Annotated in this window: 28 protein-coding genes; 5 read left to right on the forward strand and 23 right to left on the reverse strand. The window is 72.3% G+C overall.

Going from position 1 to position 25,709, the window contains the following annotated elements; translation table 11 throughout:
- Nucleotides 1–81: 81 nt before the first annotated feature.
- From ACFVXG_RS08880 to ACFVXG_RS08905, 6 genes are all read right to left on the reverse strand, one after another.
- On the reverse strand, nucleotides 82–570 hold the full coding sequence (locus ACFVXG_RS08880) for a DUF3180 domain-containing protein (RefSeq protein ID WP_350509218.1): 489 nt from the start codon (nucleotides 568–570) through the stop codon (nucleotides 82–84).
- A gap of 245 nt (nucleotides 571–815) precedes the next feature.
- Nucleotides 816–1,415 carry a 2-amino-4-hydroxy-6-hydroxymethyldihydropteridine diphosphokinase gene (folK, locus tag ACFVXG_RS08885; RefSeq protein ID WP_350509219.1) on the reverse strand — a complete coding sequence of 200 codons (600 nt, stop codon included), beginning with the start codon at nucleotides 1,413–1,415 and terminating at the stop codon, nucleotides 816–818.
- 43 nt (nucleotides 1,416–1,458) lie between these two features.
- The gene (folB, locus tag ACFVXG_RS08890; protein ID WP_030288941.1) at nucleotides 1,459–1,818 is read right to left on the reverse strand and encodes a dihydroneopterin aldolase; all 360 of its coding nucleotides are present in this window, start codon (nucleotides 1,816–1,818) and stop codon (nucleotides 1,459–1,461) included.
- 247 nt (nucleotides 1,819–2,065) lie between these two features.
- On the reverse strand, nucleotides 2,066–2,563 hold the full coding sequence (locus tag ACFVXG_RS08895; RefSeq protein WP_387925661.1) for a nuclear transport factor 2 family protein: 498 nt from the start codon (nucleotides 2,561–2,563) through the stop codon (nucleotides 2,066–2,068).
- A gap of 10 nt (nucleotides 2,564–2,573) precedes the next feature.
- Nucleotides 2,574–3,446: a dihydropteroate synthase gene (gene folP / locus ACFVXG_RS08900; protein ID WP_387925663.1), complete on the reverse strand. Its 873-nt coding sequence runs from the start codon at nucleotides 3,444–3,446 to the stop codon at nucleotides 2,574–2,576.
- Nucleotides 3,447–3,591: 145 nt separating this feature from the next.
- Nucleotides 3,592–5,433: a phosphatidylglycerol lysyltransferase domain-containing protein gene (locus ACFVXG_RS08905; RefSeq protein ID WP_387925664.1), complete on the reverse strand. Its 1,842-nt coding sequence runs from the start codon at nucleotides 5,431–5,433 to the stop codon at nucleotides 3,592–3,594.
- A 379-nt stretch (nucleotides 5,434–5,812) separates the two neighbouring features.
- Between ACFVXG_RS08905 and ACFVXG_RS08910 the strand changes: the two genes are divergently transcribed.
- Both ACFVXG_RS08910 and ACFVXG_RS08915 read left to right on the forward strand, forming a co-directional pair.
- Nucleotides 5,813–6,967 (forward strand): alpha/beta hydrolase, encoded by a 1,155-nt coding sequence (locus ACFVXG_RS08910; protein ID WP_387925665.1) that lies wholly within the window; start codon nucleotides 5,813–5,815, stop codon nucleotides 6,965–6,967.
- A 116-nt stretch (nucleotides 6,968–7,083) separates the two neighbouring features.
- Nucleotides 7,084–7,872 (forward strand): ferritin-like domain-containing protein, encoded by a 789-nt coding sequence (locus ACFVXG_RS08915; RefSeq protein WP_387925667.1) that lies wholly within the window; start codon nucleotides 7,084–7,086, stop codon nucleotides 7,870–7,872.
- Nucleotides 7,873–7,902: 30 nt separating this feature from the next.
- Here the strand turns inward: ACFVXG_RS08915 and folE are convergent, their stop codons facing one another.
- The 6 genes from folE to dacB form a co-directional block, all read right to left on the reverse strand.
- The gene (folE, locus tag ACFVXG_RS08920) at nucleotides 7,903–8,508 is read right to left on the reverse strand and encodes a GTP cyclohydrolase I FolE (protein WP_350509225.1); all 606 of its coding nucleotides are present in this window, start codon (nucleotides 8,506–8,508) and stop codon (nucleotides 7,903–7,905) included.
- Nucleotides 8,509–8,614: 106 nt separating this feature from the next.
- A complete protein-coding gene (ftsH, locus tag ACFVXG_RS08925) occupies nucleotides 8,615–10,669 on the reverse strand; it encodes an ATP-dependent zinc metalloprotease FtsH (protein ID WP_387925669.1) in 2,055 nt (684 codons plus the stop codon).
- A gap of 227 nt (nucleotides 10,670–10,896) precedes the next feature.
- Complete coding sequence (hpt, locus tag ACFVXG_RS08930; RefSeq protein WP_045692298.1) at nucleotides 10,897–11,451, reverse strand: hypoxanthine phosphoribosyltransferase; 555 nt, start codon at nucleotides 11,449–11,451, stop codon at nucleotides 10,897–10,899.
- A gap of 70 nt (nucleotides 11,452–11,521) precedes the next feature.
- On the reverse strand, nucleotides 11,522–12,649 hold the full coding sequence (gene tilS / locus ACFVXG_RS08935) for a tRNA lysidine(34) synthetase TilS (RefSeq protein WP_387925671.1): 1,128 nt from the start codon (nucleotides 12,647–12,649) through the stop codon (nucleotides 11,522–11,524).
- A 290-nt stretch (nucleotides 12,650–12,939) separates the two neighbouring features.
- Nucleotides 12,940–14,124, reverse strand: a complete 1,185-nt coding sequence (locus ACFVXG_RS08940) for a zinc-dependent metalloprotease (protein ID WP_387925673.1) — start codon at nucleotides 14,122–14,124, stop codon at nucleotides 12,940–12,942.
- 304 nt (nucleotides 14,125–14,428) lie between these two features.
- Entirely contained in the window at nucleotides 14,429–16,003 is a 1,575-nt protein-coding gene (gene dacB, locus ACFVXG_RS08945; protein ID WP_387925675.1) for a D-alanyl-D-alanine carboxypeptidase/D-alanyl-D-alanine-endopeptidase, read from the reverse strand.
- 127 nt (nucleotides 16,004–16,130) lie between these two features.
- On the opposite strand from dacB, the gene ACFVXG_RS08950 reads away from it, so the two are divergent.
- Nucleotides 16,131–16,622, forward strand: a complete 492-nt coding sequence (locus ACFVXG_RS08950) for an inorganic diphosphatase (RefSeq protein WP_387925677.1) — start codon at nucleotides 16,131–16,133, stop codon at nucleotides 16,620–16,622.
- A gap of 285 nt (nucleotides 16,623–16,907) precedes the next feature.
- On the opposite strand, the gene ACFVXG_RS08955 is transcribed toward ACFVXG_RS08950, so the two are convergent.
- The 3 genes from ACFVXG_RS08955 to ACFVXG_RS08965 all read right to left on the reverse strand — a co-directional run bounded on the left by ACFVXG_RS08955 (nucleotide 16,908) and on the right by ACFVXG_RS08965 (nucleotide 18,917).
- Nucleotides 16,908–17,117, reverse strand: coding sequence for a dodecin (locus ACFVXG_RS08955; protein ID WP_350509231.1), 210 nt, complete (start codon nucleotides 17,115–17,117; stop codon nucleotides 16,908–16,910).
- Nucleotides 17,118–17,215: 98 nt separating this feature from the next.
- Nucleotides 17,216–18,175, reverse strand: a complete 960-nt coding sequence (locus ACFVXG_RS08960; RefSeq protein ID WP_387925679.1) for an asparaginase — start codon at nucleotides 18,173–18,175, stop codon at nucleotides 17,216–17,218.
- Nucleotides 18,176–18,248: 73 nt separating this feature from the next.
- Nucleotides 18,249–18,917 (reverse strand): ABC transporter substrate-binding protein, encoded by a 669-nt coding sequence (locus tag ACFVXG_RS08965; RefSeq protein WP_387925681.1) that lies wholly within the window; start codon nucleotides 18,915–18,917, stop codon nucleotides 18,249–18,251.
- A 500-nt stretch (nucleotides 18,918–19,417) separates the two neighbouring features.
- Here ACFVXG_RS08965 and dtd point away from each other — a divergent pair, with 500 nt between their 5' ends.
- On the forward strand, nucleotides 19,418–19,858 hold the full coding sequence (dtd, locus tag ACFVXG_RS08970) for a D-aminoacyl-tRNA deacylase (RefSeq protein WP_350509234.1): 441 nt from the start codon (nucleotides 19,418–19,420) through the stop codon (nucleotides 19,856–19,858).
- A gap of 58 nt (nucleotides 19,859–19,916) precedes the next feature.
- On the opposite strand, the gene ACFVXG_RS08975 is transcribed toward dtd, so the two are convergent.
- The 3 genes from ACFVXG_RS08975 to ACFVXG_RS08985 form a co-directional block, all read right to left on the reverse strand.
- On the reverse strand, nucleotides 19,917–20,879 hold the full coding sequence (locus ACFVXG_RS08975) for a YgfZ/GcvT domain-containing protein (RefSeq protein WP_387925771.1): 963 nt from the start codon (nucleotides 20,877–20,879) through the stop codon (nucleotides 19,917–19,919).
- Between the two features lie 19 nt (nucleotides 20,880–20,898).
- A complete protein-coding gene (locus ACFVXG_RS08980; protein WP_350509235.1) occupies nucleotides 20,899–21,363 on the reverse strand; it encodes a Fur family transcriptional regulator in 465 nt (154 codons plus the stop codon).
- A 165-nt stretch (nucleotides 21,364–21,528) separates the two neighbouring features.
- Entirely contained in the window at nucleotides 21,529–22,113 is a 585-nt protein-coding gene (locus tag ACFVXG_RS08985) for an FABP family protein (protein ID WP_380525370.1), read from the reverse strand.
- Between the two features lie 373 nt (nucleotides 22,114–22,486).
- On the opposite strand from ACFVXG_RS08985, the gene ACFVXG_RS08990 reads away from it, so the two are divergent.
- Nucleotides 22,487–22,849 (forward strand): DsrE family protein, encoded by a 363-nt coding sequence (locus ACFVXG_RS08990; protein WP_387925684.1) that lies wholly within the window; start codon nucleotides 22,487–22,489, stop codon nucleotides 22,847–22,849.
- A 35-nt stretch (nucleotides 22,850–22,884) separates the two neighbouring features.
- Here ACFVXG_RS08990 and ACFVXG_RS08995 read toward each other — a convergent pair whose 3' ends face one another.
- The 5 genes from ACFVXG_RS08995 to ACFVXG_RS09015 form a co-directional block, all read right to left on the reverse strand.
- On the reverse strand, nucleotides 22,885–23,130 hold the full coding sequence (locus ACFVXG_RS08995) for a hypothetical protein (RefSeq protein WP_350509268.1): 246 nt from the start codon (nucleotides 23,128–23,130) through the stop codon (nucleotides 22,885–22,887).
- A gap of 101 nt (nucleotides 23,131–23,231) precedes the next feature.
- Nucleotides 23,232–23,522: a DUF1416 domain-containing protein gene (locus tag ACFVXG_RS09000; protein WP_030059605.1), complete on the reverse strand. Its 291-nt coding sequence runs from the start codon at nucleotides 23,520–23,522 to the stop codon at nucleotides 23,232–23,234.
- A gap of 37 nt (nucleotides 23,523–23,559) precedes the next feature.
- A complete protein-coding gene (locus tag ACFVXG_RS09005; RefSeq protein ID WP_387925685.1) occupies nucleotides 23,560–24,396 on the reverse strand; it encodes a sulfurtransferase in 837 nt (278 codons plus the stop codon).
- A gap of 243 nt (nucleotides 24,397–24,639) precedes the next feature.
- On the reverse strand, nucleotides 24,640–24,720 hold the full coding sequence (locus ACFVXG_RS09010) for an Ms5788A family Cys-rich leader peptide (RefSeq protein ID WP_350517234.1): 81 nt from the start codon (nucleotides 24,718–24,720) through the stop codon (nucleotides 24,640–24,642).
- Nucleotides 24,721–24,964: 244 nt separating this feature from the next.
- Nucleotides 24,965–25,687 carry a DUF2993 domain-containing protein gene (locus ACFVXG_RS09015; RefSeq protein WP_387925687.1) on the reverse strand — a complete coding sequence of 241 codons (723 nt, stop codon included), beginning with the start codon at nucleotides 25,685–25,687 and terminating at the stop codon, nucleotides 24,965–24,967.
- Nucleotides 25,688–25,709 lie beyond the last annotated feature (22 nt).

Consider the following 25,709-nt stretch of genomic DNA (forward strand, 5'->3'; position numbering starts at 1 on the left):
TTACCGCACGTGCCCGGCTTTTCACTCAAGATCACGAAAAAAGCCCTGCTCAGCGACGCCCGACGGGATCCGGCCGATCCGTCAGCGGTGGGAGGCCGCCGGACCGCTCGGATCGTCGTGGTCCTCCGGCAGCTTGCAGACGTGCTGCAGCCAGAGCGCCGCCGCGATCACCGCGGCCCCCGCCAGCACCGCGAGCCCGGCGGTGACCGCCTGGTCCTTGCGGGCCGACACGTCCAGTTCGCCGAGCAGGTAGATCCCGGCCCCGGCGTAGATGCCGGTGACCACCGAGGAGACCAGTGCGCTGGCCTGCCCGAGCACCACCGCCCGGGCCGCCAGCAGCGGGTCGACCCGCTTGGCGCCGGGCTGCCGCTCGCGCACCGCCTTCAGCCGGGACCGCAGCGAGAGCGCGGTCGCCAGCAGGATCACCGCCACCGCCGCCAGCACCACCGGGGCCGCGGCCGGCACGGCCGGCAGCGTGTCCAGGGACGCCCACAGCTTGGAGCCGGCCCAGGACAGCGCCGTCGTCGCGGCGGTGATGCCGATCAGCAGACGGAGGCGAAGCAGCTTCACGCGGAGGTGGTCCTTCCCGGGGTTTGCCAGAGCCGACCGCCCGCCCGGTGGCCCGGTACGGCGGCGTCAGGCCACCGTACCGGGACCGGACGGGCGGACATCTACTCGTACGGCCGGGCCCGGTCGCCGAGTTCCCCGGTCGCCCCGGGGACTCCCGGCCGGCCGGGCCCCGGACCGGCCCCAGACCGGCTGCGGACCGGCCCGGGACCGGCTGTGGACCAGCCGCGGACCGGCCCCGCCCGGTGCTACTCGGGCAGCGTCAGCCGGATGTCGTCGCGACGCTTCACGCCCTGCGCGTCCGGACCGCCGAGCGCCTCCAGCAGCGCGCCGACCTGCCCGTGCCCGGGCACCTCGGCCTCGGGCTGGGCGTCCAGCCAGGGGGCGAGCACGAAGGCCCGCTCGTGCGAGCGCGGGTGCGGCAGCAGCAGCTGCGGGTCCTCGCTGACCACGCCCTCGTAGGCCAGGATGTCGACGTCCAGGGTGCGCGGGCCCCAGCGGACCTCGCGGACCCGCCCGAAGGCGTCCTCGATCGCGTTGCCGCGCTCCAGCAGGTCCCGCGGCGGCAGCGAGGTGCGCAGCACCACGACCGCGTTGTAGTAGTTGGGCTGTTCCTCCGGGCCGCCGACGGCCTCGGTCTCGTAGATCGCCGAGACGGCCTTGATCTTCAGCCCGGGGGTGTCGGCGAGCGCGTCGACGGCACCCTGGAGGGTGTCCAGCCGGTTGCCCAGGTTGCTGCCGAGCGCGATCACCGCACAGCGCTGGCTGTGCAGCGTGGTGTCGGCGGAGTCCACCCGGCTCTCCAGGTCGAACGCGTTCGGCTCGGCGATCGGGTCACTGCTGTTCATCGAAGAAATCCCTCTGCATCGGAAACCAGGCGCGCGGTGGGGGTCATGCGCGGCCCCGGTGGATGGTCACGGTCACGTCGTCGAACGGCACGGTGATCGGGGCGTCCGGCTTGTGCACGGTGACCTCGACCTCCTCGACCGCGTCGTGCTTCAGGCACTGGTCGGCGATCCGCTGCGCCAGGGTCTCGATCAGGTCGACCGGTTCCCCGGCGATGATCGCGGTGACCTCCTCGGCCACGATGCCGTAGTGCGCGGTGCGGGTGAGGTCGTCTCCGGACGCGGCGGGGCGGGTGTCCAGGTACAGCACGAGATCGACCACGAAGGTCTGCCCCTCGACGCGCTCGCGCTCGAAGACGCCGTGGTGGCCCCGGGCTCGCAGCCCCCGCAGGGTGACGCGGTCCAGCAAACGAATCACTGCTCCCAGTCGGACGGGCCCCGCCCGGAGGAAAGCTTGGACGGGCAGGGCGAAGGCGGGCAGCACACCCGCCACTCCGTTTCGAATCTACCCGCGAGCGCGGACAACGCCTGACCGTCCTACCCGGCACGAACCGTCGCCACGCGCACCGAAATGGCGATTGACGTGAACGTTCGGTGACCACCCGGAAATTCCCCGGCGACCGCCCGGCACCGAATTCCCCCAGCCCCCGGAATCAGTCCTCGTCGTCCTCGTCCCCGCTGGTCAGAACGGGTGAACCGTGGTGCGACCAGAGCTTCCACCCGGCCGAGGTGCGCCGGAACAGATTGCTCGACACGACCTTTCCGCCGACCAGCGGCCCGAGTTCCCCCTCCTCCTCGGCCTCACCGCCGGAGAGGATGTTCTCGGTGCACGTGACAAGGGCCACATCCCCGTGGACCTCGGCCTCGACATCGGTCAGGAAGAACTGGATGTACTCCGTGTTCATCATGATCAGCATGTACGAGCGGGTCACCTGTGCCCGCCCGCGCAGCACCGGCCAGCCGGGGTGCACACAGACCACCCCGCCCTTGTCGTCGGCGTGCTCGGGCCCCAGCCAGGCCTCCTCGACCGCCTCGACGTCCCCCCGCTCCAGCGCCTCGTAGAAGGCGCGGTTCGCCGCGAGCACCGCCTCCAGGTCCACCTCCCGGGCCTTTCCGGCCGTCCCGCCGCTCAACCTGCCGTCACCTGTCACAGACCCTCCCTCACCCCAGCCGCGCCGCGCGCTGCCAGGCCGCGACCACGCGGACGGCGTCCGCCGTACCGGACACGTCGTGCACCCGTACCGCCCAGGCTCCGGCCTGGGCCGACAGCACCGAGACCGCGGCGGTCGCGTCGTCCCGCTCACGGGCCGGGCGCAGCTCCCCGGTTTCCGGGTCGGCGAGCAGCGTACCCAGGAACCGCTTGCGCGAAGCCGCGACGAGGACGGGACGGCCGAGCGCGGTGAGGGCGTCCAGCCGGCCGAGCAGCGCCCAGTTGTGCTCGGCGGTCTTGGCGAAGCCGAGCCCCGGGTCGAGGACCAGCTGGTCCTCCGTGACCCCGGCGGCCAGCAGCGCGTCCATCCGCGCGGTCAGCTCCTCGACCACGTCCCGCACGACGTCCCGGTAGACGGCCAGCCGGTCCATGTCGGCGGACTGCCCGCGCCAGTGCATGACCACGAAGGGCGCGCCGGTCTCGGCGACCACCCGGGCCATCGCCGGGTCGGCGAGGCCGCCGGAGACGTCGTTGACGATCGCGGCGCCGGCCTCGACGGCCCGCTCGGCGACCGAGGCCCGCATGGTGTCGACCGACACCACCAGCCCGGCGGCGGCCAGCTCGCGCACCACCGGCAGCACCCGGCGCAGCTCCTCCTCCTCGGGCACCCGCTGGCTGCCGGGCCGGGTGGACTCGCCGCCGACGTCCACCAGGTCCGCGCCGCGGGCCCGCAGGGCCAGCCCGTGCGCGATGGCCTTGGCGGGGTCGAACCACAGCCCGCCGTCCGAGAAGGAGTCGGGCGTGACGTTGACCACGCCCATCACGGCGCAGCGGTCGAGCCGCGGCAGTCCGGCCGGCAGGACGAAGGACGGCGAATCGCTCATGCGCCCGCCTCGCTTCGCTCGGCGGGGGCATTCGCCCACGCGCGCCTTCCGATGATTCGCTCGCTGCGCTCGCTCATGCCCCCATTATCGAACGGGGCCCCCGCCGAGGATTCTCGGTGGGGGCCCCGAACGGTTTCGAGGTGCCTCAGGCGGCCTCGCCGACCTCCCGGGTCGACGGGACGGGCATCAGGCCCTCGCGCTGGCGCTTGCGGCCGAAGCGCGGCATCCCGAGGGTGATGAAGGCCTCCGCCTGCATCGCGGCGAAGCCGATCCGCGGCAGGTCCCGGGTGCTCGGGAAGACCAGGAAGCGCGGCTCCCACTCGGGCTGGAACTTGGCGTTGAACTTGTACAGCGACTCGATCTGGAACCAGCGCGACAGGAACACCAGCAGTCCGCGCCAGGCGCGCAGCACCGGTCCGGCGCCGATCCGCTCGCCGCGGGCCAGCGCGGAGCGGAACATCGCGAAGTTGAGCGACACCCGGCGGATGCCCAGGGCACCCACCTCCTGGAGGGCGGCGACGATCAGCAGCTCGTTCAGGCCCGGGTCGGCGGCGCGGTCGCGGCGCATCAGCTCCAGCGAGATGCCGTCCGGCCCCCAGGGCACGAAGTGCAGCACGGCCTTCAGGTCGTCGCCGCCCTCGCCCTCCTCCGGGTCCTTGTGGGCGGTGACCACCACGCAGTCGTCGTCCAGCGGGTCGCCGAAGCGGCCCAGGGCCATCGAGAAGCCGCGCTCGGTGTCGGTGCCGCGCCAGCGGGCGGCGGCGTCGGCGATCCGGTACTTCTCCTCGACGGTGAGGTCGGAGACCCGGCGCACCTTGCAGGAGTAGCCGTTGCGCTCGATCCGCTTGACCATCTGGCGGACGTTGCGCATGGCCCGGCCGGAGAGCGAGAAGGTGCCGGTGTCGACGATCGCCTCGTCGCCCAGCTCCAGCGCGTCCAGGCCCGCCTCGCGGGTCCAGACCTCGCCGCCGACCTCGCTGCAGCCCATCACGGCCGGCACCCAGGCGTGCTCGCGGGCCTCGGCCATGAACACCTTGATCGCGCCCGGCCAGGCCTCGACGTCGCCGACCGGGTCGCCGGAGGCGAGCATCACGCCGGAGACCACCCGGTAGGAGATCGCGGCCTTACCCGTGGGCGAGAACAGCACGCTCTTGTCGCGGCGCAGCGCGAAGTAGCCGAGCGAGTCGCGCTCGCCGTGCCGCTTGAGCAGCTCGCGGACCTTCTCCTCGTCCTCGGCGGTGAGCTCCGGCTTGGGCTTGCCCGGGCGCAGCGCCAGGTAGGCGGTGGTGAAGGCGGTCAGCAGGCCGAGGCCGCCGAGCAGGTAGGCGACCAGGTCGGACATCCGCGCGTTGTTGTAGCGGATCGGGCCCTCGAAGCCGAACAGCCCGTACCCGACGTGCTGCAGCCGCTCCAGCAGGGCCGGGTGCCCGAGCTCGTACCGGGTGCGGGTGCTCACGATCAGCAGGCCGAGCAGCACGCTGAGGCCGCCCATGACGACCAGGTTGACCACCGCGCCCCAGCGGGTGCGCGGGTCGGCCTTGGCGTAGAACTCGCGCTGGTGCACCAGCATCACGGCGAGGACCACCAGGGAGACGACCGCCGGGCCGATCTGGTGCCAGCGCACGATGTGCAGCGAGGCGCTGAGCGGCAGCAGGACGCAGACCGCGCGCCAGGCCCGCCGCTTGCGCCGGCGCAGCGCGTGCGCCAGCGGCACCAGCAGGATGCCGACCATCAGCGTACCGACCGCGGCCAGGCTGGTGGTGCCGCCCGGCAGCTGCCCGGCGAAGGTGTGCATCTTGGTGTGCCGGAGCTTGGGGAACACCGCGCTGGCGATGTCCACCAGCCCGATCAGCAGACAGGCGTAGCCGACCGCGCCGGGGAGCCAGGCCCTCGGGACGGCGGCCGCCTGGTTGCGCAGCGTCTGCAGACCGCGCCGACGGCGCGGCGGCTGCTCGGGGCTCGGCTCAACGGACACGGGAGCGCTCATGGAAGCTCAGCGTAGAGGCTGCGGTGCGGTGTCCGTTCACTCCGGGGGAGCACGTGTGATGGACCTTCATGCGTATTCCTTCATCGGGCAATGCGCATACCAAGGATCCGGAAACGGACGGTAATCCGGTGCCGTGGGCGCGCTGCGGGTTGAGCCGGGGGTGGGAGCCGTGGGTCCGCCGCCGCGTGGCGGGGCACGGCCCTCCGGTACGTGGTACGTACGGTGGACGCCGCATTCTAGGGCGCCGGTTGCCCCGGACCTCCCCCCGCCCTCCCGCCCCCGCCGGGGCGTCCGGACAGCCTAGCTGCGGTGGCCCGGCCTGACGGCCCGCCAGACGATGAAGCCTGCATCGACAGTGTCCCACCGGAAGGCCGACGGCATGGAACTGACCAGCGACGTGCTGGTGAACGCGCTGCTCGCACTCGGAGCTGCGGCCCTGGTCACCACCTTGTGGATCTGGCCCCGGCTCGCCCGGCAGCGCCCGCTCCCGGTGCTCGGCCGGATCGGCCTGCTGACAGTCGTTCAAGTCTCGATCCTCGCGGTGCTGGCGCTGTCGGTGAACAACTCCTTCGGGTTCTACACCTCCTGGGACGACCTGCTCAACCCCGGCGGCGCCAAGCTCGCGCTGACCAGCAACGAGAACCACAAGGGCGGCACCCCGGTCTCCGACCAGCTGGTCCAGCCCACCAACGAGGGCGGCATGGAGAGCGCCCCCAACCTGCCCAAGGGCGCGCCGGAGGAGGTCGGCAAGATCGAGTCGGTCCGGGTCAACGGCAAGGAGACCGGTTTCTCCGACCAGATGTTCGTCTACCTGCCGCCCGAGTACTTCGACCCGAAGTTCGCCCTGGTCCGCTTCCCCGTCCTGGTCGCCCTGGCCGGCTACCCCGGCACCACCCTGAACCTGCTCAAGGAGCTGCCCCTGGTGCAGTCCGCGGCGGAGCTGCAGCACTCCGGCAAGATGCCGCCGACCGTCCTGGTGCTGGCCCGCCCGGCCGTGGTCCCGGCCCGGGACACCGAGTGCGTGGACGTCCCCGGCGGGCCGCGCACCGAGACCTGGTTCGTCAAGGACGTGCCCGAGGCCCTGCACAGCGCGTACCGGCTCGGCCGCTCGGCGGGCTCCTGGGGCCTGTTCGGCTACTCCACCGGCGGCAGCTGCGCGATGCGGCTGTCGATGCGCTTCCCGAACGTCTACGGCAGCGCCGCGGGCCTGCACGGCGACTTCGCGGTCCGCCAGGACCAGTACACCGGCGGCGACCTGTTCAACGGCGACAAGGCCCTGGCCCAGCAGCACGACCTCAACTGGCGGCTGCAGAACCTCCCGGCCCCGCCGCTCAACCTGCTGGTGGTCTCCACCCGCAAGGAGTCCGACTACCCGCAGACCGTCCAGTTCGTCGACCAGGCCACCCAGGTCGCGGCGGCCAACCCCCAGTTCAAGGTGGAGTCGCTGTACCTGGACGACGGCGGCCACAACTTCGACAGCTGGACCAAGGAGCTGCCCGCCTCGCTGGAGTGGCTGGGCTCCCACCTCGGCTGAGGCGTGCGGGTGATTACCCGCCGGTCGGCCCGTCCGGCCGGCGGTTCGGGGGGACGTATCGCGACCGCCCGTCCGACCACCGGCGGGCGCCGCCCCGGATCCGCGCAGGAGGCGCCGTGCTGAGCACCCGATCGCTCTTCAACGAGATCTACCGGAACGACCAGGCCTACCAGCTGTTCTGCAGCATCGCGGCCGGCGGCGAGGACCAGGGCGGCTGGGAGAACGAGCGGATCACCGCCCTCACCCTGGACCCGGTGCTCGCCCCGAAGGTCGCCCGGCACGGCGCGGACGAGCGCAAGCACGGCCGGATCTTCACCCAGCTGCTGAACAAGCGCGGCCTGCCCAAGGTGCCCGTCCCGGACGACGCCGACTACTGCATGCTGCTGGAACGCCAGGGCGTCGGCCTCTCCCACGAACGGCTGAACGGCGACACCCCGCTGACCGACCGCGAGATCATCACCTACCTCGCCCACAGCCGGGTCACCGAACAGCGCGCCGCCGAGCAGATGCGCCAGCTGGTCAAGGTCTACGGGGACAACCCCGAGCTCGGCCGGGCGATGCGGATGATCTCCGCCGACGAGGACAACCACCTCGCCTACTGCCACGAGGAGCTGCTGCGGCTGATCGCCGAGGGCCACGGGCCGTACATCCGGCACGCCCTGGAGACCAGCGCCCGCGGCGAGATCCGCACCCACCGGGACGTCGGCCTCGCCGTCACCGCCCGGATGGCGCGGATCCTGCGCTGGCCGCGCTGGCAGCTCGCCGTGGTCACGCTCGGGGTGCACGCGCTGTACCTGTACGACCGGGCCTTCGGCTGGCGCCGGATGGTCACGCTGCGGATGCCGGAGCGCCGCAACGCGCTGGGCACCCCGGCTCCGCAGCACGCGGAGCCCGAGGTGCCCTGAGCCGCAGCCCCCCTGCCGACTACCTGCCGACTACCTGCCGATGATGAGGCTCATCGCCTCGGCCCGGGTGGCCGGGTCGCGCAGCTGGCCGCGCACGCAGGAGGTGATGGTCTTGGCGCCGGGCTTGCGGATGCCGCGCATCGACATGCACATGTGCTCGCACTCGACCACGACGATCGCCCCGCGCGGCTCCAGGATCCGCATCAGCGCGTCGGCCACCTGGCTGGTCAGCCGCTCCTGCACCTGGGGCCGGCGGGCGTAGACGTCGACCAGCCGGGCGAGCTTGGACAGCCCGGTGATCTTGCCGCTGGGGGACGGGATGTACCCGACGTGCGCGACGCCGCGGAACGGCACCAGGTGGTGCTCGCAGACCGAGGTCAGCTCGATGTCCTTGACCAGCACCATCTCGTCGTGGCCGAGGTCGAAGGTGGTGGTCAGGACGTCCTCGGGCTCCTGCCACAGACCCGCGAATATCTCCTTGTAGGCCCGCGCCACCCGGGCCGGGGTCTCCAGCAGGCCCTCGCGGTCCGGGTCCTCCCCGACGGCGAGCAACAGCTCGCGGATGGCGTTCTCGGCCCGCTTCTGGTCGAAGGCACCGACGGCGGGCGGACCGTCGAGCGTCACCGGGTCGATCATGCGGGCCTCGCTTACTCGTGGGAAGACTCTGGCTGAACAGCACGGATGCCGCGCCTCCAGGGTACAAACCCTGGTGACGCGGCATCCATTCCTACCGGAGGCCGGATCAGCCCTCGGTCGGCGGCTCGGCCGCGGGCAGCGGCGGGAGCTTCACGATGTCGACCGGCACGGTGTCGGAGGCGGCGGCGCCGTTGGTGAGCGCCAGCTCCTTCGGCGACTGCACCGGCGGCCGGGTGGACGGCGTGCGGCGGGCGGAGCCCGTCCAGGCCGGCCGGTTCGGGCGCTTGACGATCGGGGCGAAGATCTCGGCGATCTGCTCCTTGTTCAGGGTCTCCTTCTCGAGGAGCTCCAGGACCAGGTTGTCGAGCACGTCGCGGTTCTCGACCAGGATCTCCCAGGCCTCGTTGTGCGCGCTCTCGATGAGCTTCTTGACCTCTTCGTCGACCAGCCCGGCGACCTCTTCCGAGTAGTCGCGCTGGTGGCCCATCTCGCGGCCCAGGAAGGGCTCCGAGTTGTCGCTGCCGAACTTGATCGCGCCCAGGCGCTCGGTCATGCCGTACTGGGTGACCATGGCCCGCGCCGTGGCGGTGGCCTTCTCGATGTCGTTCGACGCACCGGTGGTGGGGTCGTGGAAGACCAGCTCCTCCGCCGCGCGCCCGCCCAGCATGTAGGCCAGCTGGTCGAGCATCTCGTTGCGGGTGGTGGAGTACTTGTCCTCCTCCGGCAGCACCATGGTGTAGCCGAGGGCCCGACCGCGGGACAGGATGGTGATCTTGTGCACCGGGTCGCTGTACTGGCAGGCCGCCGCGACCAGGGCGTGACCGCCCTCGTGGTACGCGGTGATCTTCTTCTCCTTGTCGGACATGATCCGCGTGCGCTTCTGCGGACCCGCCACGACGCGGTCGATCGCCTCGTCCAGGATGCCGTTGTCGATCAGCTTCTTGTCCGAGCGGGCGGTCAGCAGCGCGGCCTCGTTGAGCACGTTCGAGAGGTCGGCGCCGGTGAAGCCGGGGGTGCGCTTGGCGACGGCCGACATGTCGACGTCGGGCGCGATCGGCTTGCCCTTCTGGTGCACCTTGAGGATGTCCAGACGGCCCTGGAGGTCGGGGCGCTCCACCGCGATCTGGCGGTCGAAGCGGCCCGGGCGCAGCAGCGCCGGGTCCAGGATGTCGGGGCGGTTGGTCGCCGCGATCAGGATCACGCCGCCCTTGACGTCGAAGCCGTCCATCTCGACCAGCAGCTGGTTGAGGGTCTGCTCGCGCTCGTCGTGGCCGCCGCCGAGACCCGCACCGCGGTGCCGGCCGACGGCGTCGATCTCGTCGACGAAGATGATCGCCGGGGCGTTCGCCTTGGCCTGCTCGAACAGGTCGCGGACGCGGCTGGCGCCGACACCCACGAACATCTCGACGAAGTCCGAGCCGGAGATGGAGTAGAACGGCACCCCGGCCTCGCCCGCGACGGCACGCGCCAGCAGGGTCTTGCCGGTCCCGGGCGGGCCGTACAGCAGCACGCCCTTGGGGATCTTGGCGCCGACGGCCTGGAACTTGGCCGGCTCCTGGAGGAACTCCTTGATCTCGTGGAGCTCCTCGACCGCCTCGTCCGCACCGGCGACGTCCGAGAAGGTCGTCTTCGGGGTGTCCTTGGTGAGCAGCTTGGCCTTGGACTTGCCGAACTGCATGACGCGCGAGCCGCCGCCCTGCATCTGGTTCATCAGGAAGAGGAAGACCAGGACGATGATCACGATCGGCAGCATCGACAGCAGCAGGCTGACGAAGGTGCTCTGCTTCTCCGGGCTGACGGTGTAGCCCTCGGCGAGGGTGTTCGGGTCCTTGTCGTTGATCTGGGCCTGGAGCTTGTCGGCGATCGCGACACCCTGGTCGCCGATGTACGAGGCCTGGAACTTGCTGCCGGACGGGACCTTGCCCGTGCCGGCGTTGGACAGCGTGGCGCCGTCCTTCAACTGGATCTTGATCGTGTTCGAGTCACCGGTGGTGATCTGCGCCGACTTGACATTGTGCGCATCGATCGCTGCGACGACCTGCCCGGTGTCCACCGTCTTGTAGCCGTTCGAATCCGAAACGACCTGCATCAGTACGATGACGGCGAGGACGGCCAGCACGATCCACATGATCGGCGCACGGAAGTATCGCTTGACGTCCATCCATGCGGGGCGTTGCCGCCCCGTCCCTCCTGCCACTCAACGGCGCCGGGAGGCTGTGGGCCGCGGCGCAATCGGAATCGGTGCTCATGTGAAGAGCCGTTTATTGGACCGTACCGCAGTCGGACCCACCCATGGCGGGAGCACGGCGACACAGCTTTGCTTCTTTGTCCCCCGGTCCAACGGGCGGGAACAACCCACTGTTCCCGCCCATAGCCCGAACGGAGCCCTCAGCCGCCGTAGACGTGCGGGGCGAGGGTCCCGATGAAGGGCAGGTTACGCAGCTTCTCCGCGTAGTCCAGGCCGTAGCCGACCACGAACTCGTTGGGGATGTCGAAACCGACGTACTTCACGTCGATCTCGACCTTGGCCGCGTCCGGCTTGCGGAGCAGGGTGCAGACCTCGAGCGAGGCCGGGCCGCGCGAGCCCAGGTTGCCCAGCAGCCAGGACAGCGTCAGACCGGAGTCGATGATGTCCTCGACGATCAGGACGTCCCGGCCGGCGATGTCGGTGTCCAGGTCCTTCAGGATGCGCACCACACCGGAGGACTTGGTCCCCATGCCGTACGAGGAGACGGCCATCCAGTCCATCGTGACCTGCGAGTGCAGGGCCCGGGCCAGGTCGGCCATCACCATGACGGCCCCCTTGAGGACGCCGACGATCAGCAGGTCCTTGCCTGCGTAGTCCCGGTCGATGCGCTCGGCCAGCTCCTGGAGCTTGGCGTCGATCTCGTCCTTGCTGATGAGCACCTTCGCGAGGTCAGCGCCCATGTCGTTCTGGTCCACCGGGGATACGTCCTCAAACGTTCGGGGTCTGGATGGCCGACGGCCGGCTCCCCCGGGACATGCCTCGCCCTCAGTCGCCCTGCCGCCGAAAGACCAGCGTGCCACACCTGCGGGTGGCCTCGACGCCCCCGGGTAGGTGCAGCGGACCCTGGCCGCGCCATCCGGTGACCAGCAGGTCCACCGTCTCCAGGTGCCGGGCGAACAGGTCCCCGGCCGGACAGCCCGCGCGCAACGCGGCCCGGCGCAGCACCCGGCGCCGCACGGCGGACGGCAGTTCGGCCAGTTTCACGGCGTCCAGGGTGCCTTCGCCCGTACGGAGGTCGCGTTCGGCCAGAGAGGCCCACTGGTCGAGGGCGTCGGCGTCGTCGCGGAACAGCCGGGCGGTCCGGGCCAGCGCCTCCACCACGCCGCCGCCGAGGTGCTTCTCCAGCACCGGCAGCACCTCGTGGCGGACCCGGGAGCGGGTGTAGGCGGGATCACAGTTGTGCGGGTCGTCCCAGACCGGGATCGCCTGGGCGGAGCAGGCCTGCCGGGTGGCCGCCCGGTCCAGCTCCAGCAGCGGGCGGCGGTAGCGGCCCTTCTGGGCCGGCATCCCGGCCAGCGAGCGCGAGCCGGAGCCGCGGGCCAGGCCCAGCAGCACGGTCTCGGCCTGGTCGTCCCGGGTGTGGCCGAGCAGCACGGCGATCGCGCCGAGCCGTTCGGCGGCCTCGTCCAGGGCGGCGTAGCGGGCGTCCCGGGCGGCGGCCTCCGGGCCGCCGGAGCGGCCGACCCGCACCGGGACGGCCTCGACCGGGTCCAGGCCCAGCGAGCGCAGGCGCTCGGCCACCTGGGCGGCGCGGTCGGCGGAGCCGTCCTGCAGGCCGTGGTCGACGGTGACGGCGCCGACCCGCAGGCCGATCTTGGGGGCCTCGAAGGCGGCGGCGATGGCCAGGGCCATCGAGTCCGCGCCGCCGCTGACGGCGACCAGGACCAGCGGCGAGCCGGGGGCGGCCGGGGTGCGGGGCAGCCCGGAGGGGTGGCGGGCGGCGTTGCCGATCAGGGTGGTGCCGACGGCGGCACCCACCAGCGGCGCCCCGGCCGGGCGTCCGCGGGGTTCGCGCACGGGCGCGGTGAAGGTGGAACCGGCCTCGGCGGCGAGGTCGGTGAGCGTACGGCGAACGGCCAGGCGTATCGCTGCGACGGCGGGGTGAGGACCCACGGCGGACGACTCCTCGACGGAGGGGACAGGACTGCGGCGGGCGGCCGGAGCCGCGCAGCTGCATAGCGCCGCGTTACCGGGCGCTCACAGATGGTGGCAGAAAGTGGCGGGCCGCTACGCCACCCGCGCCACCGGTACGACCACCGTCCCACGTACGGGTGAATGGAGAAACGTATCTTCACCCACCATCTGCCCGATTGGACCACTCGTACGAGCGGGTTTGACCGCCGCCGACCGACGGCGGTCCCCTAGCACGCCGGGAATGCCCGATCGGGGCCTCCCGGTGCCGCTCAGCGGCCCACCCGGGCGACCCAGGCGGCCGGGTCGTGGATCTCGTCCTTGGTCGGCAGGGTGTTCGGGGACGTCCACACCCGGTTGAAGCCCTCCATGCCGACCTCCCCCACCACGGCCCGGACGAACACCGCGCCGTCCTGGTACTGCCGCAGCTTGGCGTCCATGCCCAGCAGACGGCGCAGCATCAGGTCCAGCCGGTTCGCCCCGCGGTCGCGGCGCTGCTGGAACTTCTCCCGGATCTCCGCGACGGTCGGCACCACGGCCGGGCCGACACCGTCCATCACCACGTCCGCGTGGCCCTCCAGCAGCGACATCACCGCCGTCAGCCGACCGAGGATCTCGCGCTGCGCGGGCGACTGGACGATCTCCAGCAGGTTGCCGCCGGAGGCGCTCTCCCGGCCCTCCCGGCCACCCGAACCCGGCAGGCCGGCGCCCAGCGAGCCCGCCGCGTCGCGCAGTCGGTCCAGCAGCGCGCCCGGGTCCACGTCCGTCTCGGCCAGGAAGGACTGCACCTCGGACTGGATGTGGTCGCGCAGCCACGGCACCGCGGTGAACTGGGTGCGGTGGGTCTCCTCGTGCAGGCAGACCCAGAGCCGGAAGTCGGACGGGTCGACGTCCAGCTCCCGCTCGACGTGCACGATGTTCGGCGCCACCAGCAGCAGCCGGCCCGGGCCGGGGCCCTCCGGGCCCAGCCGCGGCTTGTCGAACAGCGCCGCCGGGCTGTCCGGCGCCTCCAGCGAGGGCTCGGCCGGGGCGAAGGTCTCGTACTGGCCCAGCACCTTGGTCGCCATGAAGGCCAGCAGCGCCCCGACCTCGATCCCGGTCGCCTTCTCCCCCACCGCCCCGAAGACGCCCGCCGCCGCGCTGTTCGCCCGCCGCGCCTGCAGCTTCTCCACCAGCGGCTGGACGACCGTACGGAAGCCCGCCACGTTCGCCCGCACCCACCCCGGACGGTCCACCACCAGCACCGGCGTCGCGGCGGCCGCGGCCAGGCTGCTCGACCGCATCCCGGTGAACGCCCGCACGTGCTCCTCGGCCTCCAGCGCGTGCCGGCGCAGCTCGGCGACGACCGCCGCCGCCTCGGCCCGGCTCACCTCCGGCCCGGGCCGCACCAACCTGGTCGCAGTTGCGACCGCGAGATTCCAGTCGACCATGTCAGCCCCGCCACTCGCGCTCGTCATGCCCTCACCGTACGTGCTCCCCACCATCAACGGCAGCCACCCGCCACCAACACCCTGCCCGCCCCCGAACCCCCTCGAACCCCCCACCGCCGGGCCCCCGAAGCCCCCGCCGAACGCCCCTGCCTGGAGGCGACGAGGCCGCCGCACGGACGGCGAGTCAGCGGCCGGCAGCGACGAGGTCGGCGCACGGACGGAGCGGCAGCGGCCGACGCCCCGCCCGCCGGGCCGCCGGAGACGCCAGCACCCCAGCAGCACGCCCCGCTCCGCTCCCCCACCCGCCCGCGCGCCGGGGCCCAGGAGTCGGTCAGTGGCAGCCGCAGGAGGTGAGGCGGGCGGCGATCCGGTCCATGGCGGCGCGGGCGGTGTCCGCCGGGGCGGTGGTGCGGGTCATCACGGCGAAGGCCAGCAGGCGGCCGTCGGCGTCGACCGCGGTGCCCGCGAGGGTGTTGACGCCGCTGAGGGTGCCGGTCTTGGCGCGGACCAGGCCGGCCGCGTCGGCGGCGCCGGAGCCCGAGCCGAAGCGCTTGCTGAGGGTGCCGGTGAAGCCGGCCACCGGGAGGCCGGTGAGGACCGGGCGCAGTACGGGGTGCTGGTCGGAGGCGGCCAGGGCGAGGATCCGGACCAGGACGGCGGGCGGGATCTGGTTGTCCGTGTTCAGGCCGCTGCCGTCGTTGAGGACCACGCCGGTCATCGGCACGCCGAGCCTGCCGAGCTCCTTGGTGACGGCGGCCGCCGCGCCCTCGTAGCCGGCCGGCTGGTGCCCGGCGAGGGCGACCTGACGGGCGATCGCCTCGGCGAGCTGGTTGTCCGAGGTGGTGAGCAGGCGCTCGACCAGCCGGGCGACGGTCGGCGAGTCGACCTTGCCGAGGACGGGGGCGTCGGCGGCGGCCGGGGAGGTGGCCGGCTTGGCCTTGCCCTCGACGGTGACGCCCTGGGCGGCGAGCATCGTGGCGAAGGCCGTGGCGGCCGCGCCGGCCGGGTCGGCGACCCGGGCCGGGGCCTCCTCCTTGCTCTTCGGGTCGACCTTGGCCTCGTCCACCATCAGCGGGACGACCAGGGCGAGGTTCTCGTTGTCGGGCTTCCGCTGCTGGGTGCTGTCGGGGTACAGCGACAGGTCGTAGTCCAGCCGGACCGTCGTGGTGCCGGCCGCCTTGAGCGCGGTGGCGGTCTGCCGGGCGAGCGCCTCCAGCGAGGCCGGCGCGGTGTCGGCGTCGGCGGGCCCGCCGCCGAGCTGCACCTGGTCGGCGGGCAGCGCGGTGAGCGTCGGGTCCCCGCCGCCGACCAGGGTGATGCTGCCCGGGTCGGCACCGCGGACCACCCGGGTGGAGAGCCGGGTGTCGGCGGGGATCAGCGACAGGGCCGCGACCGAGGTGGCCAGCTTGGTGGTGGAGGCGGGGGTGGCCGGGGTGTTCTCGCCGGAGCCGTACAGGAGCTGACCGCCGGCGGCGTCCGCGACGGCGAGGGTCACGGTGCCCAGGCTCTTGTCGGCGAGGACGGGGGCCAGCGCCTGCTGGAGGCCCTGCGCGGTGGGGACGGCGGCCTCCGGACCGCTCTCGGCGACCGCCAGGACGGCGCCCGTCGCGGGCACCGGGCGCGCGACGGGCGAACCGCTGCCACTGCCGCCACCGCTGCTCCCGGGCGTGCCGGCGGGCGGCTCGGCCCGGCGGCCGGGGCTCTGGCTCGGACCGGCCTTGCCCTTCCCCTGCTCGCCCTTGCGGCCGTCACGGCCGTCGCGGCCGTCACGACCGCCCTGGTCGCCCTGGCTGTTGTCGTCCTCGCCCTGCCCCGCGCTGTGCCCGCCCGGCGAGGGGGACGGCTGCGCGTACGCACCGCCCGCACCGAGCACCGTCCCGGCGACCAGCAGGGCCGCTCCGAACAACCCGGCGGCCGTCCCCCTGCGACGGCGCGCCGCCCCCACCCCAGCTCCCACCGACCGGCCCCTTTCCCCAGCACTCACTCCCGTAGGAGACACTTGGATTCTGTCAGTCCCTACCTTGGAGGAACCGTTGGAATTCGACGTCCTTATCGAAATCCCGAAGGGCTCTCGTAACAAGTACGAGGTCGACCACGAGACCGGCCGTCTGCGGCTCGACCGGATGCTCTTCACGTCGACCCGCTACCCGGCCGACTACGGCTACGTCGAGGGCACCCTGGCGGACGACGGTGACCCGCTGGACGCCCTGGTCATCCTGGACGAGCCGACCTTCCCCGGTTGCCTGATCAAGTGCCGCGCCATCGGCATGTTCAAGATGACGGACGAGGCGGGCGGCGACGACAAGCTGCTCTGCGTCCCGGCGACCGACCCGCGCTGGGAGCACCTGCGCGACATCCACCACGTGTCGGAGTTCGACCGCCTGGAGATCCAGCACTTCTTCGAGGTCTACAAGGACCTGGAGCCGGGCAAGTCGGTCGAGGGCGCCAACTGGGTCGGCCGGGTCGAGGCCGAGGCCGAGGTCACCGCTTCGATCAAGCGCCTGGCGGAGCAGGGCGGCCACTGAGCCGTCGTTCCGATCCCGTTCGCCCCTCGTCCGTTCGGGGGAGTTCGGGGTAGGGCGTGTCTTGTGGGTTTTGTCGGATCAGGCCGCGGCGTTGGGGTGCGTGCATCGCAAGGCGGAGGAGGAAGCCACTGCGGAGCATTGGCGACCGACGACAACGCGGCGAGGTGCGTGCCCCGGCGGCGCGGACCCGGCAAGGACCCGCAAGACACGCCCCGGGTCGGGACAGCCTGGGGCCGGGGTCCGCGGATTCGTCCGCGGACCCCGGCCTTCGTCATGCCCCCGGGATCAGTCCTCCAGCCGGAAGCCGACCTTGAGGCCGACCTGGAAGTGCTTGACCTCGCCGTCCTCCAGGTGGCCGCGGATCTGCGTCACCTCGAACCAGTCGAGGTTGCGCAGGGTCCGCGAGGCCCGCTCCACCCCGTTGCGGATCGCGGCGGCGACGCTCTCGGGCGAGGACCCGACGATCTCGGTCACCCGGTACACATGGTCGGTCATGGCGAACTCCCTCAGCTGTGCGACGGCCCCCGGTCCACCGTGCACCGCCCCCGCCCGGCCTGCACCCCGACGGGTGCCGACGGGCGTCCGGGAGGGCGTCAGAACGCCGCGCGGACCCCGCCGACCGGGACGCCGCCGCCGAGCAGCGGGGCCGCGCCGATCCGCTCGACCACGTCGTCCGCCCCGGTCACCCCGAGCCGGCGCAGCGCCGCCGCCAGCACCGGGCCGCGGGCCCGCTCGGAGCCGTCGTCGATCTTGAAGGCGAGCGCCCGGCCGTCCGCCAGCGCGACCACCTGGACGGCCTCGGCGCCCATCTTGGACAGCGTGCCCGGGACGGCCCGCATCAGCAGGGTGTCGGCCCGGCGGGTGCCGGCCACGTACTCGGGGTGGGCGCGCATGGCGTCGGCCACCCGGCGCTGCGGGGTGCCCTCGGCGGCCAGCACCAGGCCGCGGTAGCCGCGGGCCAGGCCGGTCAGCGAGACGGTGAGCAGCGGGGCGCCGCAGCCGTCCACCCCGGTGTGCGCGGGGGTCTCGCCGGTGCCCTCGGCGAGGGCCTCGCGGGCCAGCTCCTGGATCGGGTGCGCCGGGTCGAGGTAGTGCTCGGTGTCCCAGCCGTTGGCGACGCAGGCGGCCAGCCAGCCGGCGTGCTTGCCGGAGCAGTCCATCAGGATCGGGGCGCGCCGGCCGCCGGACGCGAGCAGCAGCTCCGCCTCGGTCTCGTCCAGCGGCAGGTCGGCCGGGGTGCGCAGGGCCGACTCGTCGAGGCCGGCGGAGCCGAGGATGGCTCGTACCCCGTCGAGGTGAAACGATTCTGCGGAGTGGCTGGAAGCCGCCAGCGCCAGCAGCTCGCCCTCGATCGCCAGCCCGGCCCGGAGCGTGGCCACCGCCTGGAACGGCTTGGCCGTCGAGCGGGGGAAGACCGGCGCGTCGGGGTCGCCGAGCGCGAACTCCACCGACCCGTCGGCGGCGAGCAGGACCAGGGAGCCGTGGTGGCGGCCCTCGGTGAAGCCCGAGCGTATGACCTCGGCGAGCACGGGCGGGGTGGCGGACTGGGACATCGCGGAGCCTTCCGGAGGCGAGGGTGGGCCGGGAGGAAGCCGGACCCCACCCGCCCCGCGACGACTCACCCGGTCAGAGCGGTCTCTCCGAGAGCAGGTCCTCGACCCGTGCTTCCCCATCACGGTACCTGCGGGTGATCTCGGCATTGCAACCGTCCGCCGTCCGCAGCAGCCGCTGGCGCCGGCCGGAGACCTCGCGCTCGTGGGCGCGCAGCCGCTCCAGGGCGGCCAGCAGCTCCTCCGCCGGGTGGGCCGCCAGGTCGGCGAGCTGGACGTCGCCCATCAGCGCGTCCGCCTCCAGCTGGGACTCCTGGGTGCGCGGCGGGCCGAGGGTGACGTGCCGGGCCGAGCGGCGCACCGTGGAGGGCGCATCGGTCAGGATGGCCGGCAGCCGGTCCAGCAGGTAGCCGCCGGGCGCCTCGTCGACCACCGGGGCGCCGCTCCCGTCACCGGCCCCGTCGCCGCCCGCGTCGCCGGCCGACCGGGCGGGGTGGGCGGGGCCGCCGCCGGGGCGCCGGTCGAGCTCGGCGCGCAGGATGTCCATCCGCCCGTGCAGCAGCCGCCGCAGGTAGGACAGGTCGGCCTCCTGCTCCAGGGTCTCCCGGCGCAGGATCCGCAGCTGGTCCAGGCCCAGCGCCTCCAGGTCGGGTTCGCCGTCCCGGACGGCCGTCCGGGACCGGTCCCCGGTGGCCTGCGCCACCGGTCCGGAACGGCTCCACGCCGCGCTGCTCGCGTCCATCATCCAACCCACCTGCCGTCGTCCGATCCCGCCCGCTCGCGGCACCCCGTCCCTGCCGCCGGTCCGGCCCGTCCCCCGACGGGCTCGCACGTCCCGTCCGTTGGCACGCCCGGGGGCCCCGAAGGGTTCCGCTCCCCGGCCGGGACCACCCGCCGGGGCGACCCCGACAGAACGCCTGACCTACCGGCTCGACCGCCCGGCCGAACCCGGGCCCGGTGCGGCGGACCTCCAGGCGCGCCGGGCCCTTCGTACGGTTCCCCAGCGTGCCACCCCACCCGGCGCGCGCGCACCGCCCGTGCACCCGAACGGCCCCCTGGCGAACGGGGGTGGCTGATATGACCGGGCCTTTCCGCAGGGAGAGCAGCGCCCGAACCTGCGCAGGCGCGCACTGCACGGCGTGCGCCACCCGTTTGCGCGCCCCAGGGGTACGCCCCCGACCCCTTTTTTACGCGGCCGGGTCCGAGCCCCCACGGGGCCGTGGCGCGCTCCGGCACAATGGCGGCATGCGAGCAGTGGTGCAGCGAGTGACCGAGGCCCGGGTGACCGTGGCCGGAGAGACCGTCGGCGCGATCGAGGGGCCCGGGCTCTGCGTCCTGGTCGGCGTGACCCACGAGGACACCCCGGCCAAGGCGGCCCAACTGGCCCGCAAGCTCTGGACGCTGCGGATCCTGCCGGTCAACGGCGAGGGCGTGGAGCAGAGTTGCTCCGACATCGGCGGCCCACTGCTGGTGATCAGCCAGTTCACCCTCTACGGCGACGCCCGCAAGGGCCGCCGCCCCACCTGGACCGCCGCCGCCCCCGGGCCGGTCGCCGAGCCGCTGGTGGACGAGGTGGTGGCCCAACTTCGCGCGCTGGGCGCCAAGGTGGAGACGGGCCGGTTCGGCGCCGACATGCAGGTGGCGCTGGTGAACGACGGCCCGTTCACCGTCCTCGTCGAGGTCTGAGGCCCCGGAAGGCCTGCCGCCCTGAGCCCTTGCGGGCCCGGACTGCTGCGAGCCCGGACTACTGCGGGACGATCACGTCCTGGGTGCCCGGCACCGTGCCGGCCAGCAGCACCGCGTCCACCGGGACGTTCCGCTTGACGATCGCCAGCGCGATCGGCCCCAGCTCGTGGTGCCGGGCCGAGGAGGTCACGAAGCCCAGCGCCCGCCCGTCCGGGTCGGTAGCGAGCCGCACCTCGGTGCCGTGCGGGGGCAACGTCTCCTCGGTGCCGTCCAGGTGCAGGAAGACCAGCCGGCGCGGCGGGCGGCCCAGGTTGTGCACCCGGGCGACGGTCTCCTGGCCGCGGTAGCAGCCCTTCTGCAGGTGGACGGCGGTGCGCAGCCAGTCCACCTCGTGCGGGATGGTCCGGTGGTCGGTCTCGAAGCCGAGCCGGGGGCGGTGGCCCTCGATCCGCAGCGCCTCGTACGCCCAGACGCCGGCCGCCGGACCGTACCCGGCGGTGAGCTCCGCCAGCTCGGCGCGCGGAACGAACAGGTCGCGGCCGTACGGGAGTTCGCGGACGGCGGCAGCGCCCTCCACGGAGCCGGTGGAGCCGGCCGGCAGGTGGACCACGGCGTAGTCGGCGGTCGCGTCGGCGACCTCCACCCGGTAGAAGAACTTCATGCTCTCCAGGTAGCCGACCAGCGCGCCCTGGGTGCCGGGCTCGACGTGCGCCCAGGTGGTGGTGCCGTCGTCGACCAGGTAGAGCGCGTGCTCGACGTGTCCGTTCGGGGAGAGCACCAGCGCCTCGGTGGCGTGCTGCGGCTCCAGCCCGCTGACGTGCTGGGTGAGCAGCAGGTGCAGCCAGGTGAGGCGGTCCGCGCCGGTGACGGTGACCACCCCGCGGTGCGAGAGGTCGACGAAGCCGGTGCCCCGCGACAGGTTCCGTTGCTCACGGAAGATGTCGCCGTAGTGGGCGGCGACGCCCTCGTCGGCCCCCTCGGCGGGGACGGCTCCGGGCAGGGCAAGCAGCGGGCTCTTCACACCGGTCATACCGGCCAGCTTACGACCGCTCGTCGGCCCGCCCGGCGGCGCAGTCGGCGCAGCGGCCGAAGATGGCGAAATGCTTGAGGTCGGTGTCGAAGCCGTGCTGCTCGCGCAGCCGCTCGATCAGCGGCTGGGCGATCTCGGTGTCGGTCTCGGTGACCTTCTCGCAGTCCCGGCAGACCAGGTGCAGGTGGTGGTGGCGGCCGGCCAGGTGGTAGGTCGGGGCGCCGTGGCCGAGGTGGGCGTGCGAGACCAGGCCCAGCTCCTCCAGCAGCTCCAGGGTCCGGTAGACGGTGGAGATGTTGATGCCGCTGGCGGTCTTGCGGACGTGGCAGAGGATGTCGTCCGGGGTGGCGTGGTCGAGGACGTCCACGGCCTCCAGCACGAGCTGCCGCTGCGGCGTGAGGCGGTAGCCGCGCTCGCGCAGGTCGGTCTTCCAGTCGCCGGAGAGCTGCCAGTCGGTGGTGCCGGTGTCCGCCACGGTTCTGTCCCTGCCAAGGTCGGGGGTCCTGAAGCAAGTGTAGGGACCGGCCGGGGGCCGGTCCCTACCTCGTGCACGGATTGCTCCTCCGGGGAGGAGGCGTGCCTTCTCGAGCTGCGTCTGCTTGAGCCGCGTCTACTTGAGCTGCGTCTACTTGAGCTGCGTCTACTTGAAGAACGCGATGCCGTCGTCCGGCAGGTCGTTGATGTCCTTGATCAGCTGGGCCGGGCTGAGCACCTTCTTCAGCTGCGCGGACATGTACGGGCGCAGCGGCACGTTCGGGGCGGCCTTCTCGCCGACCCAGAGCAGCTCGCCGTTGACGAAGCCGTACAGCCGCTTGCCGCCGGAGTACTCCGGGGAGCCCTCGATCCGGGCCACCGCGTCGGTGGAGACGTCGACCTGCGGCTTGCCGTCGGCCAGCTCGCCGTACCAGATCTCGACCGTGCCGTCGTCGCGGACCGAGGAGATCTCGATGCCGCGGACACCGCTGGTGCCGTCGTGGTTGCTGGTGATGCGCCAGAAGGCGTGCTCGTTCTCCAGCGGACGGACCTTCTCACCCTCCTCGTCCAGCACCCAGGTGCGGGAGCGGAACTCCAGGAAGGGACGGCCGTCGTGCCGGATCACGATCTCCTGGCCGAAGTTGCACTTCTCCGTGCCGGGGAAGTCGTAAACGCCCGCGCCCTCCCAGGTACCGAGGAGGAAGGCGAGCGGGACGACGTCCCTGTGGAGGTCAGAGGGGATCTCGATCATGTTCCTGGTCGCTGTCGTGGTCGGTGCGGTCTGCCTCAACCGTACGGCAGGGTCAGCGCTGGCCCTGGTACAGCTTCATCACCGAGAAGATGGCGAACCAAGTGATCAGCACGGCCATCAGGGCCAGCAGACCATCGAAGAACCATTCGAGACCGGTCACGGGGGAGCTCCCAGGCAGAGACAGTGTGGTGGATTTTGCTCGCGCTCACTCTATCCGGCGTGCTACGGCCGTTCGCGGTGAGCCCCACCACGTCGGGTTCCGCGCCGCCACACCCTAGGACCTGCCCAGCCGCTCCGGGGCGCCGTCCAAGGTTTGCCCATGGGATTCCGTGATGACGGCGGACGGGGGCGGCGGGACCTCTAAGGTGGCGCCATGTCGAAGAAGCTCGTCATCAAGGTGACCGCCGGGGCGGACGCGCCCGAGCGGTGCTCGCAAGCCTTCACGGTGGCGGCCGTGGCCGTCGCCAGCGGGATCGACGTCTCGCTGTGGCTGACCGGGGAGTCCTCCTGGTTCGCGGTGCCGGGGAGGGCGGCGGAGTTCGAGCTGCCGCACGCCGCGCCGCTGCCGGACCTGCTGGACTCGATCCTGGCGTCCGGCTCGGTGACGCTGTGCACCCAGTGCGCGGCCCGTCGCGGGATCGAGCAGAAGGACACCGTCGAGGGCGTCCGGATCGCGGGCGCGCAGGTCTTCGTCAGCGAGATCATGGCGGACGGCGTCCAGGCCCTCGTCTACTAGGACCCGCTTCCGGGCCGACCCCCAGGGCCGGCCGCCTACCGGGGCCCGTCCCGTTCCTCGTGGTCGGGGCGGTCCCGGTCGTGGCCGGGCTCGTCCCACTTCGGGTCCTCCCAGCGCGGGTCGTTCCACCAGTCGTCGTCCGGGTCCCGCTTGTTGGCGAACACCGCGGCGGCCGGCGGGATGACCATCGCGACCACGCACAGCCCCACCGCGGCTCCCACCGAGAAGAACCGCACCACGCCCCAGGCCAGCACGAACAGCCCCAGGCACACGCCCATCATGGCGTAGTAGTAGCGCCGCCGGCGCCTCGTCTGCACGTCTTCCACGGTACGACCGAGGGCCCCTGCGCGGCAGGGGCCCTCGGCGTGATCGTCCGTCCTGGTCAGACCGCGATCGCGACCTCGACGGCGGTGCCCTGGGAGGCCACCACCTGACGGTCCACGGTCTGGCCCGGGACCAGCGCCCGCAGGGTCCACTTCCCCGGGCGGGCGAAGAACCGGAACTGGCCGGTCGCCGAGGTGGGCACCTCGGCCGTGAACTCGCCGCCCTCGTCCAGCAGCCGGACGTAGCCGTTGACCGGCTCTCCGTCGCGGGTCACCGAACCCTGGATGATCGTCTCGTTCGCCACGTCAACTCCTGCCAGGTCCGGGCCGCCGGCCTTCGCACCGCACATGTCTGTCTCCTTCTGACTTACGGGTCGAGCCGGGGGCTCAGTTGCTGCCGAGCTCGATCGGCACGCCGACCAGGCTGCCGTACTCGGTCCACGAACCGTCGTAGTTCTTCACGTTCTGCTGGTCGAGCAGCTCGTGCAGCACGAACCAGGTGAGCGCGGAGCGCTCGCCGATCCGGCAGTAGGCGATGGTGTCCTTCGCCAGGTCGATGCCCTCGGCCTCGTACAGGGCCTTGAGCTCCTCGTCGCTCTTGAAGGTGCCGTCGTCGTTGGCGTTCTTCGCCCACGGGATGTTGCGGGCGCTCGGCACGTGGCCGGGGCGCTGCGACTGCTCCTGCGGGAGGTGGGCCGGGGCGAGCAGCTTGCCGGAGAACTCGTCGGGCGAGCGGACGTCGACCAGGTTGAGGGTGCCGATGGCGGCGAGCACGTCGTCGCGGAAGGCACGGATCGAGGAGTCGACGGCCTGCGCCGTGTACTCGGTGGCCGGGCGGGCCGGGACCTCGGCGACCAGGTCGCGGGAGTCCAGCTCCCACTTCTTGCGGCCGCCGTCCAGCAGGCGGACGTCGCCGTGGCCGTACAGCTTGAAGTACCAGTAGGCGTACGAGGCGAACCAGTTGTTGTTGCCGCCGTACAGGACGACGGTGTCGTCGTTGGCGATGCCCTTGGCGCTGAGCAGCGCCTCGAAGCCGGCCTGGTCGATGAAGTCGCGGCGGACCGGGTCCTGGAGGTCCTGCTTCCAGTCGATCCGGACGGCGTTGCGGATGTGGTTCTTGTCGTACGCGGAGGTGTCCTCGTCGACCTCGACGATGACGACCTTCGGGTCGTCCAGGCGGGCCTGGACCCAGTCGGCGTCGACCAGGACGTCGCTGCGGCTCATGGTGGTGTTCTCCATCCGAGGGCGGTTTGCGGAAGGTGCTGCTCAGCTGCTCAGCGGGGGTGCTGCAGTGGTGCCCGAACGGAGGCGGTCCGAATTCCTGTCCGAATGATGGGACGGAGGAGCGAAACCGGGACGACCGGGCGGGGGATTGCGGAGTACCGGGGCGACCATCGGCCCCGAGGGCCGGGCAAGGTCACCGGGAAGATCGGCGGCGGGCATGAACTGCCCTGCCAGAATGCCGACTTAGCGCATTCGACACAGACAGGCGGCCACGCGGCACAGGTCGACCGCCCGCCGCTTCGTGAGATCCGTCTGTCGCTTCATGCCGACGATGCTAGGGACACCGAGGGCCCGCTGTCATCAGCGTATCGAATGTCGAGATCAAAACGACCGGATGCTGGGATTCGACCCCCGGGCGGCCCGGCGGGCACCGGCCGGGCGCCCGCCGGCGGCACACAACGGGCGGAAACGACACCGCTCCGCGGTCCGCGCTGGACAGCGCGTCTCGCGGAGCGGAACGGGGTCCTACCCCTTCGGAACGACCCGGCCGCAGCCGGCGGGGCCGCGGTCAGCCCAGCAGCTTGACGCCCTTGCCCTCGAAGGACAGCTGGAGGCCGTCCGGCAGCGGCGTCACACCGTCCTTCGCGGCCAGCTGCAGGCCGGCCGGCATCGAGTCCAGGGTGAAGCTGGCCGGCTCGACCTTCCGGTTGCCCAGCCCGGCGAACATCTCGGCCAGCGAGCTCAGCTTGAGGCCGTCCACGGTGATGGTGTTGCCCTGGTTGTGCACCGTCGCCTCACCCACCGACACCGGCCCCAGCGAGGCCTTGACCTTGCCCGGACCGCCGTACGACAGGCTCAGCCGGGCGTTGCCGCCGACCGGCAGCGAGGCGCCGCCCATCAGCTGGGAGGCCGGGGGCAGCAGCTGGGCGAGGTCCTGATAGGTGATCACTCCGCTGCCCGCGCCACTGTCCACGGTGGCGCTGTTCATGCTGTCGCTCACCTCGACCCCGGACAGCTTCGCCTTGAAGGAGTGCAGCGCCACCTGCTGCCCGTTGTTCTGGACGGTCAGGCCGTCCGAGGAGATCCGGACGTCGTCCAGCTTCTTCGAGATCACCTGGGTGAGGAACGGGAAGCCCTCGATCGTGACGTCCGGCCGCTGGCTCATCCGGCCGTTCTTCACCAACTGGTCGGCGGCCTCGTCCTCGGCCACGCCGACCGCGATCCGGTCCGCGCCCACCAGCAGCCCGGCGAGCACCGCCAGGCCGATCGTCGCCTTCAGCCATCCGCGCATCGTGTCCCCCGTCGTCGCCGGT

Origin of the sequence: Kitasatospora sp. NPDC058162, assembly GCF_042884005.1 — a bacterium.
GTDB lineage: Bacteria > Actinomycetota > Actinomycetes > Streptomycetales > Streptomycetaceae > Kitasatospora.